Below are 9013 nucleotides of genomic sequence, written 5' to 3'. Positions count from 1 at the left end.
CCCGGTCGGCGACTCCACCACCAGCTCCCCGCCGACCCGGCGCAGGCAGGCGAACCGGGACAGCCGGATCCGGTCCGCGGGCTCCGGCCGGCGGCGGACGACGGTGCCGAGCTCGCCGCCCACCTGCACGCGCAGCAGCTCGCGCCCGTCGTGCCGACAGCTCAGGGCCAGCGCACCCCGGTGCAGCAGCAGCGTCAGCTGACGCTCCAGCAGCTCGCCGAACGGCGCTGCCGACGCGACCAGTTCGTCCTCGGTGCGGGGCCCGCCGCGCAGCGCGAGCAGCGGCCCGGCCAGGCCGGGGTCGAGCAGCGGCACCGGCACCGCCTCCCCCGTGACCGGGTCGGTCAGCAGCAGGGAGTCGGCCGGCGGACCGGGCGGTGCTTCGAGGCCGAGGCCCGGCGCCAGGGACCAGGCGATCACCGCGGCCCACCGCCCCGGACCCTCACGCGAACGGCTGCGGCCACTGGTTCTGCTCCTCCTCCGGCAGGCTGACGAATCCCATCCGGACCGGCGCCTCGGCCAGCCGGGGGTGGGCGCGGTACTGCACCAGCGGGTCCAGCGACATCGGCTGCAGCTCCGGGACCACGACGGTGAGCGCGGTCAGGCCGACCCCGCGCAGTTCGCGGCAGGTCCGGTCGAGCACCACCGCCTGCATGTCGGCGGCGGCCAGCCGGTCGAGCAGCTCCGCCACCGCCGCCCCGGGCTCCGCGGGCAGCGGCGGCGGGCCGGCCGAGGGCCGGCGGTCGGCCAGCCCGCGGGTCAGGAAGGCGAAGGCGTCGGCGTGCACCGGCAGCGCCATCATCCGGGAACCGTCCAGGAACTCGAAGTCCGAGTAGTCCGAGGGGAGTTCGCCGTCGACCCGGAAGCAGTCGCGGATCGTCATCAGCTCCAGCAGGCAGCGCTCGGCCGCCTCGGCCAGGCTCAGTCCGCTGCCCGCCGCGACGATCTGCCGGATGTTCTCGTCGTGCGGGGCGATCTGCAGCGCGTAGACGGCGGGCACGCCCAGGTCGGTGCTGGCGTCGAAGAGCAGGGTCCGCAGGAACCGCCGCTCGCCCCAGGCCAGCAGCTCCCGGCTCGCCGGGCCGAGCACGGCCGGGTCGACCGGCGGCAGCGGCAGCTTCTGCAACCAGGTCAGCGCGACGCTGTCCCGCTCGAACAGCTCCAGCAGGCCGCCCAGCAGGGCCTTCTGCGGATCGGTGTGCACCGAGTAGCCGGTGGAGATCTGGAAGACCAGCCGGTCGGCGCCGTGGGCGTGGAAGCCGTAGCAGGTCATCACCGTCGGCACCCAGGTCGGCCGACCCGTCATCAGGTCCAGGCCCCGGCTCCAGTGGATCGGGGCGTCGGGGTCGTAGCGGCGGACCGGGCAGCGCGGATCGGCGAACTCCCGCTCCGAACAGCGCGGCAGGCGGCTCGTGTCGAGCACCGCGCCGTCCAGCTCGGCCCGGGTGGCCAGCCGCGGCCGCTCGTGCGGCAGGCGGCCCGCGTAGCGCTCGGCGGCCTCGGCGGCGGCGACCAGGTACGCGAGGTACTCGTCGTCCAGCACCCGGCTGCCGCCCCCGCCGCCCTCGTCGGTGGACCCGGTGTGCCCGGGGCGGCCACTGCCCACCGAGGCCATCGCCATCTTGAGCCGGGGCAGTCCGCGCAGCCGGACGGGTCGGACCGAGCCGATCAGCCCGACCGGGGAGACCAGGCTGCCCAGCGGGGAGGCCCGGAAGCGGCGCTCGGCCGAGCTGTCCGGGCGGTCGGAGGCGATGGCCATCTGCTCCTGTCCTTCTCGGTACTTCGAATACGCACGTGCTGCCGGGAATTCCGTTCCCCGGGAAATCCGCGACCGAATGGCGGCGCCAGTCAATACGGCGGCCGACGGTCCGTCAACCGGTCGGTGCGGAGAATTCTTCGGATACCGGCCGCGGCCTGCGGCGGGGCTGTGCAACCGGGCACGTCCGCAGTTGCACGGGCCGGTCCGGACCGGAATCCGGACGGCCGGCGAATCGTGGAGCGGGGCGCCCCGGAAACCGGGGCGCCCCGCCCTGGCGCTCGTGTCAGCAGGTGGTGCAACCCGCGCAGGAGCCACCGCAGGAGAAAACGCAGTAACGGAACGAGGCGCTCATGTCGTCCGAGAGCAGCTCCTCCCAGTGGAGGTTCTCCTCCTCGGACAGCACCAGGTCCAGACGGGTGTCCTCAACGACGGAAACCGGCATGTCGTTCTCCTCTCGGTACGAAGTGGGGCTTCAGCAGGTGCTGCAGCCGGTGCAGGTGTAGCAGCAGTAGCGGAAGGAGGCGCTCATGTCGTCCGAGAGCAGCTCCTCCCACTGCACGTTCTCCTCCTCGGACAGCGCCAGGTCCAGGCGGGTGTCCTCAACGACGGAAACCGGCATGTCATTTCCCCTCTCGGTGCGAAGAAAAGTCGCGGGGCGGCCGCACCGGCCCTTTCCCGGCAGTCCGGGAAAATCCGCGGCTCAATTGGTCCGTCATTCAACCCGGGCCCCGGAAAGCCGTCAACGGCCGCCTGCGCACCACCGGTTCGATTCCGCCCTGACCTGCCGCGACGGGTGTGCAACTGAGCATGTCCGAACTTGCACGGCGCCGGTCACGGCCGCGGGGCGCCGGCCGGCCCGAGCGCCCGGTCCAGGGCGTCGAGCAGCCGGTCCGCGACCGCCCCGCCGCTGCTCCAGCCGAAGCCCTCCCGCGCGTCGGGCCGCGCCGCGCCCGCCCGGGCCCGCTCGACGGCCTGCCAGACGGCCGCGGGGCCGTCCTCGACCGCCGCCGCCTCGATCAGCCGCTCCCGTGCCAGCAGCCGGACCCGCTCGTGGAAGGTCCGCGGCGCCTCGGCCGCCGACGCGCCGTCGAGCAGCGCGACCGCGGGCACCCCGTTCCAGGCCAGCTCGCAGAGGTTGGACCCCATGGCGTCGTTGAGCACCACGTCGGCCGCCCGGTAGTACAGCTCGGGCTCCGCCGAGACACCGGCCCAGACCACCTCGCCGCCGCCCGGTCCCCCGTCGTCGAGGGACGGGTCCGGCTCGGCCAGCACCAGCAGCCGGGCCCCGGGGCGGGCGTGCGCGCGCCAGGCCCGCAGCGCGGCGGCGGCCATCCGGCGGCTCTCGGGCCGACCGGTCATGCCGCCGAGCGCGAGCACGCCGACCTCCGTCCGCTCGGCCAGGCCCAGCCGCCGCCGGGCGTCGGCCCGCCCGACGGCGTAGCGCTCCACCACCGGACCGAGGAAGTCCAGCGGCGCCCGCGTCCCGTAGTGCGGCGCCCGGGTCTGCGGGAAGTCGAGCACCAGCACCTCGGCGGCCCCGTCCAGGTACCGGTCCGCCTCCGGCCGGCCCCACTCCGCGTTCAGCGCGCAGAGCAGCAGCACGCAGGGCCGCCGCCAGACCCGCTCGGCGAACGGCAGGGCCGCCGGCACCTCGTCGGAGACCACCAGGTCGGGGCGGGGCAGGCCGGCCAGCGCCCGCCACAGCGCCTGCGCCGCCCCGGGGCCCAGGTCGTCCTCGTCGGGGATCGCCACCGGCAGGCAGTCGACCCCCCGCATCCGGTAGTAGGTCAGCGCGCTGCCGCTGGCCAGCACGCGGACCGTGACCCCGGGGCGGCGGCGCAGCTCCCGGATCACCCGCAGGTCCCGGGCCGCGTGACCGAACCCGTGGCCGCGGGTCAGGAACAGGATCTCTGGCATGCCTCTCCTCGGTCAGCCGCCGTGCGACGGACTGGGACTGATGGTGTGCCGGTCCAGCAGGGTCTCGATGTGCTCGGCCAGGCTGGCCCAGTCCGCCGCGCAGTTGCGGGCCAGGGTCAGCACCGCCGGCGCGCTGTGCGAGGGGACGGCCGTGGCCAGCCGCTGCCAGGCGCTGGCCTGGGCGTGATGGGTGATCAGCACCCGCAGCAGCGCCCGGCCGGTGCTGCTGTGCCGCAGCGCCGGGTCCCGGGACAGCCGCCTCAGCAGCTGCTTGCGCTCCTCCAGCGCGGCGCAGACCTCGGGCGGCACCTCGTCACCGCCGTCCCCGGAGCGCCCCTGGCGCTGCCCGGCCGGCACCGGGTCGAGCCCCTGCAGCAGGCGTTGTTTGACGTCGCGGGCGGTCCCGACCGAGATGTCGGCCCGGCGGGCGATCTCGCGCAGCGACAGGCCGGGATCCCCGCGGATCAGCTCGGCGGCCCGGGACCGGCCCTCGGCGGTGCGCATCGGGCGGGCCCGTCCGTCGCTGCCCACCCGGCGGGCCGGCGCGGGCACGTCCTGCGCGGCGCGGCGCAGGGCGGCGACGGTCTTGGTGGCCAGACCGCTGGTGGTGGCGATGCGGCGGTCGGACCAGTCCGGATGGTCCAGCACCAGGCGTTGGGCGACAGCCGTCCGGTCGGCTCTGGTTCTCGGACCGGCGGTCGACCCGCCGGAGGCACGCGAATCTGCAACGGACAACGATGCCTCCCCCGAAGCATGTATGCGGCACTACCAGTTGCGAAATGTCGGCGGATTCTGCCCGTGATGGGGCTTGATGGGTGGTCTGTACCTTCGAACTTCCCTTGCCGCGCTGGATATTACGCTGCTACGTTCGCAGTGGTCCAGACCAAAGACATCACCTCGATCAACCATCGACCCGCTCCGACGTGCGCGATCCGGCGCCCGGAGCCCGATGACCCGCGCGAGGACGCGTGCGACGACACGCGCACCGCACGCGCGCTGCCGCGCACGATGACGCGCCACCCGCCCAGAGGAGTTGAGCGACCTGTCGACCCACCTTCGCCGAGCCCGTCGGCTCGCCGACTGCGCCATGCTGGCCTTCGACCCGCAGGCCCAGAGCACCTGTCCGCCCTGGTGGCACTGGACCCGGCCGGACCACGAGCGGATCCTGGAACTGCTGCGCGCCGAGCCCCGCCTGGCCGGCCCGCTGGACGAGCTGGCCCGCACCCCCCGGCAGGCGGCGGCGCACCGGCGGCTCAGCCTGGCCGTCGCCGAGGTGCTGGCCGACCGGCCCACCCTGGAGTGGGAGCTGACGGCCGTGCTGGACGTGATCGAGCAGACCGCCCGGCTCGGCCTGCACCTGGGCGAGCAGGTGGCCGAGCTGCCCGTCGAAGCGCCCATGACGGTCGATCAGATCCTGGCCACCGTCGACCGGTCCCGGCGCGGACCGGGCAGCACCCCCACCCGGATCACCGTGGTCGTCCCGTTCCGCGCCCGCGACCCGCACGACGGCCGCGCCCGCAATCTGGCCGCCTGCCTGGCGAGCCTGGCCGACCAGGACCTGCCGCGCGGGACGTACCGGATCGTGGTGGTGGAGAGCGACAGCGAGCCGCGCTGGCAGGCGACCGTCGAGCCGTACGCGGACCGCTACCTGTTCGCCTACAACCCCGGCCCGTTCAACAAGGCCTGGGCGGTCAACTGCGGTGTGGTGCACGGCGGCGGGCCGGACGAGCTGGTCTGCGTGCTGGACGGCGACGTGCTGCCGGACGCCGATTTCCTGACCCGGGGCGCCGGCCGCTTCGACCACGACCCCACCCTCCAGGTGCACTGGCCCTACCGGGACATCGTCTTCGCCGATCCGGACAGCAGCGACCGCGCGGTGGCGCTGCGCTGCGCCAAGGGCGAGGACGCCGTCGACCACGCCGCGCTGCGCGGGGTGTTCCTGCGCCGCCCGCCCGGCGGGTGCATCTGGGTGCGGCGCCGGCTCTTCGACTGGAGCGGCGGCATGGACGAGCGGTTCGAGGGCTGGGGCGGCGAGGACAACGACTTCGCCTGGCGGGCCGACTTCCTCGGCGGGGTGGAGCGGTTCGGCGACACCCTGGTCCACCTGCACCACGCCCGCGCGCTGCCCGACCCCGACGGTCCGGCGCCGCGCACCGAGACGCCCCAGTGGTGCACCTGGCGGCCGACCGCGCCGATCGGTGATCTGGCCAAGTACCGCTCGCGCAGCGGTGCCTGATCGGGCGCCGGGGCGGCGGCGGGCCGGCCGGGCGCCGGCTCAGCCGCCGTGGCCCGCCGGCGCCGGGGCCGGCTGCTGCGCACCCTCGGTGGGCGGCGGCAGCCGGAGCGAGCCGTAGCGCTGCATCCGCTGCCAGCGCAGCCGGCTGCCGGCCAGCGCGGTGAAGACCGACTGGATCACCACCAGGTACATCAGCTGCCGGTAGACGAACTGCTGCAGCGGCAGGCTCCACAGCGGGCCCAGCCGTTCCTTGTCCAGGCGGAACGCGTAGGCGCCCATCAGCAGTTGGACCAGCAGGAAGCCCGCCCAGAGCCCGGCGATGCGCAGCGGGTCGATGAACACCGTGCCGTAGAGCGAGAAGAGGTCGACCACCGGTGCCAGCAGCGGCAGCAGCACCTGGAAGGCCAGCAGGTAGAGCAGGCCGCGCCGGCCGAGCTTGCCCGCCTGGCCGCGCTGCACCAGGGCGCCGCGGTGCTTCCACATCGCCTGCAGGGTGCCGTAGCACCAGCGGTAGCGCTGGCGCCAGAGCGCGCCCAGCGAGGCCGGCGCCTCGGTCCAGGCCTTGGCGCCCTCCTCGTAGACCACCCGCCAGCCCGCCCGGCAGAGCGCCATGGTCAGGTCGGTGTCCTCGGCCAGGGTCTCCTCGCCGACCCCGCCGACGCCCAGCAGGGCCCGGCGCCGGAAGGCGCCCACCGCGCCGGGCACGGTGGGCATGCACTGGGCGAGGTCGAACAGTCGGCGGTCCAGGTTGAAGCCGACCACGTACTCGATGTGCTGCCAGCGGCCGAGCAGGCCACCCCGGTTGACCACCTTGGCGTTGCCGGAGACCGCGCCCACCCCGGGGTCGGCGAAGGGCTGCACCAGCTTGCGCACCGCGTCCGGCTCGAAGACCGTGTCGCCGTCCACCATCACCAGCAGCTCGGCCCGGGCCGCCGCGATCCCGGTGTTCAGCGCGGCCGGCTTGCCCGCGTTGGCCTGCCGGATCACCCGCACGTGCGGCAGCCGCAGCGACTCCACCAGGTCGGCGGTGCCGTCGGTGGAGCCGTCGTCCACCACGACCACCTCCAGCGGGTGGTCGGAGGCGAGCAGCGAGCGCACCGCCGGTTCGATGCCGGCCGACTCGTTGTAGGCGGGCACGATCACGCTGACCGGTTCGGTCACCGGCGGGCCCCAGCCGCGGCGGCGCAGCCGGGTGTGCCGGCGGGCCGCGACCACCACCGCGACCGCGCGCAGCACGCTCAGCACGCCGCCGGCCAGCAGCAGCCAGCCGAGTCCGTTGACGATCCAGCCGCCGGCCTCGATCACCCAGATCAGCGCCAACCCCTGCAGGTGCTCGGCGGTGCCGGCCGGGCGGACCGGGTCGGGCAGGCCCACCGCCTCGCTGACGGTGGTGAACCTGACCCCGGTCGCCTTCAGCTTCGGGATCAGGGCGGTCAGCGCGGCCACGGTCTGCGAGCGGTCGCCGCCCGCGTCGTGCAGCAGGACGATCTGGCCGCCGGGCCCGGCCTGCGCCGGGTCGCCGGCCGGCGGACCGAGCACCGTGTCGACGATCCGGTCCACCCCGGGGCGCTGCCAGTCCTCGCTGTCCCGGGTGGTGAGCACGGTGAGGTAGCCCTCGCGGCCGGCCTGCTGGACCGCGTCCCAGGTCGGGTTGTCCAGCGCGTCGGCACTGGAGGAGTACGGCGGCCGCAGCATCGAGCTGGTCACCCCGCCGGCACCGGCCACCGTCAGCTGGGTCTCCCGCAGCTCCAGCGAGCGGCGCCAGGCCGGGGCGGCGCCCAGGTCGGTGTGGGTGAAGGTGTGGATGCCGATCTGGTGGCCCTCGGCCACCATCCGCCGGATCAGGTCCGGGTTCTGCGCGGCCTGGGTGCCGACCACGAAGAAGGTGGCGTGCACCCCCGCCCGGTGCAGCACGTCCAGCACCTGCGGGGTCCAGCGCGGGTCCGGCCCGTCGTCGAAGGTGAGCGAGACGGTGCCCGGTGCGGGGACGGCGCTGCGCGCGGTGCCGCCGACCGACTGGACCACCGGCCCGCCGTTCTTGATCGCGTCCGGCACCCGGTCGGCCGGACCGGGCGCGGCGGCCTGGTCGGGGCGGTCGTCGTAGAGGTGCTGGGTGTAGCCCTGGAGCAGCAGCGCCGAGGTCAGGGTGAGCAGCAGCGCGGTGAGCAGCAGCCAGTGGGTGCGCACCGGACCCTGCCGGACCACGCCGCGCCGGCCCCGGCGGGGCGGTCGGGCGACGGGGGCGGGGGCCTTGCGGCGACGGCCTGAACTCACGGTGGGCTGCTTTCGGGGGCGGACGGGGGACGGCCGGGGCGGTCAGGGGAGCCAGGGCAGGTGGCTGGGCTTGCCGGTCGGGCCGTGGTGGCCGTGGCTCGGCGCGGCGGACGGGGTGCCGCCGTTCCCGTTCCCGTTGCCCTGGCCCGGCGGGACGCCCGGGGTGACGGGCGCGCCGGGCCTGGCCTCGGCGGACGGGGTGGCACCGGCCACCGGGACGGCCGAGCGGTGCCCGCCGGCGCTCGGCCTGGCGCCGGTCGGCTGCGCGGCGTCCGGGGCCGGGCTGCCGGAGTCGGCCGGGGCGGGATCGCCCGCGTCGGGCGCCGGGGCGGCGGTGGCCGCGGGGGGCTGCGGCAGCGGCAGGAACGGCGCGCTGACGGTGGGTCCGCCCAGCACCGTGCTGACCAGCAGCGCCAGGTAGCCGACGGCCGGCACCGCGAGCAGCAGGCCGAGCCGGCGCACCCGGCGCTGGCGGCGCCCGGAGGAGTCCACGAAGACGGGGGGCGGGGTCGCCCCGGCCGCGCCGCCGGTGTGGCGCACCACCGGCAGCTCGACGGTGGCCGCGGGGTCGGGGGTACCCGGGCCGCCGGGCTGCGGCTGCCCGGCCGCGGGCTCGTGGTCGTACAGGGTGACGGTCACGGTCCAGTCCCAACGGGGAAGTCCGGCCCGCCGGACCGGGCGCCTCGGGGGGAGAGGGGCGCTCGCCGGTCCGGCCGGGCCGGCCGGATGGAAGGCGGGCACGGGGGATACCGACCGTCCACCCGGGATTCGGGGGGTCCTGCTCAGTCACTGCAGGTGAGCACGGCCCGCTCCGGCCGACACCGGAG

9 protein-coding genes are annotated in these 9013 nt (G+C 75.4%); 1 reads left to right on the top strand and 8 read right to left on the bottom strand.

What is annotated here, in order from left to right:
* The 6 genes from ACFW1A_RS34245 to ACFW1A_RS34220 all read right to left on the bottom strand — a co-directional run.
* Nucleotides 1-420: hypothetical protein (locus ACFW1A_RS34245; RefSeq protein WP_380416077.1), on the bottom strand; the 420-nt coding region annotated here is incomplete at its 3' end.
* 22 nt (nt 421-442) lie between these two features.
* Nucleotides 443-1759, bottom strand: coding sequence for a YcaO-like family protein (locus ACFW1A_RS34240; RefSeq protein ID WP_380416075.1), 1317 nt, complete (start codon nt 1757-1759; stop codon nt 443-445).
* 283 nt (nt 1760-2042) lie between these two features.
* Nucleotides 2043-2201 (bottom strand): hypothetical protein, encoded by a 159-nt coding sequence (locus tag ACFW1A_RS34235; RefSeq protein WP_380416073.1) that lies wholly within the window; start codon nt 2199-2201, stop codon nt 2043-2045.
* A gap of 30 nt (nt 2202-2231) precedes the next feature.
* Nucleotides 2232-2378, bottom strand: a complete 147-nt coding sequence (locus tag ACFW1A_RS34230) for a hypothetical protein (RefSeq protein ID WP_380416071.1) — start codon at nt 2376-2378, stop codon at nt 2232-2234.
* Between the two features lie 212 nt (nt 2379-2590).
* Nucleotides 2591-3676 carry a glycosyl transferase gene (locus ACFW1A_RS34225; protein ID WP_380416069.1) on the bottom strand — a complete coding sequence of 362 codons (1086 nt, stop codon included), beginning with the start codon at nt 3674-3676 and terminating at the stop codon, nt 2591-2593.
* Between the two features lie 12 nt (nt 3677-3688).
* A complete protein-coding gene (locus ACFW1A_RS34220) occupies nt 3689-4324 on the bottom strand; it encodes a hypothetical protein (protein ID WP_380416067.1) in 636 nt (211 codons plus the stop codon).
* A gap of 385 nt (nt 4325-4709) precedes the next feature.
* Between ACFW1A_RS34220 and ACFW1A_RS34215 the strand changes: the two genes are divergently transcribed.
* A complete protein-coding gene (locus tag ACFW1A_RS34215; RefSeq protein ID WP_380416065.1) occupies nt 4710-5912 on the top strand; it encodes a glycosyltransferase in 1203 nt (400 codons plus the stop codon).
* Between the two features lie 39 nt (nt 5913-5951).
* On the opposite strand, the gene ACFW1A_RS34210 is transcribed toward ACFW1A_RS34215, so the two are convergent.
* Both ACFW1A_RS34210 and ACFW1A_RS34205 read right to left on the bottom strand, forming a co-directional pair.
* On the bottom strand, nt 5952-8186 hold the full coding sequence (locus ACFW1A_RS34210; RefSeq protein WP_380416063.1) for a bifunctional polysaccharide deacetylase/glycosyltransferase family 2 protein: 2235 nt from the start codon (nt 8184-8186) through the stop codon (nt 5952-5954).
* A gap of 42 nt (nt 8187-8228) precedes the next feature.
* Nucleotides 8229-8825 (bottom strand): hypothetical protein, encoded by a 597-nt coding sequence (locus ACFW1A_RS34205; RefSeq protein ID WP_380416061.1) that lies wholly within the window; start codon nt 8823-8825, stop codon nt 8229-8231.
* Nucleotides 8826-9013 lie beyond the last annotated feature (188 nt).

Source organism: Kitasatospora sp. NPDC058965 (genome assembly GCF_042741245.1).
Lineage (GTDB): Bacteria > Actinomycetota > Actinomycetes > Streptomycetales > Streptomycetaceae > Kitasatospora.
Note: the sequence above shows the minus strand (reverse complement) of the source record. Positions and strands in the feature narration are given on the sequence as shown.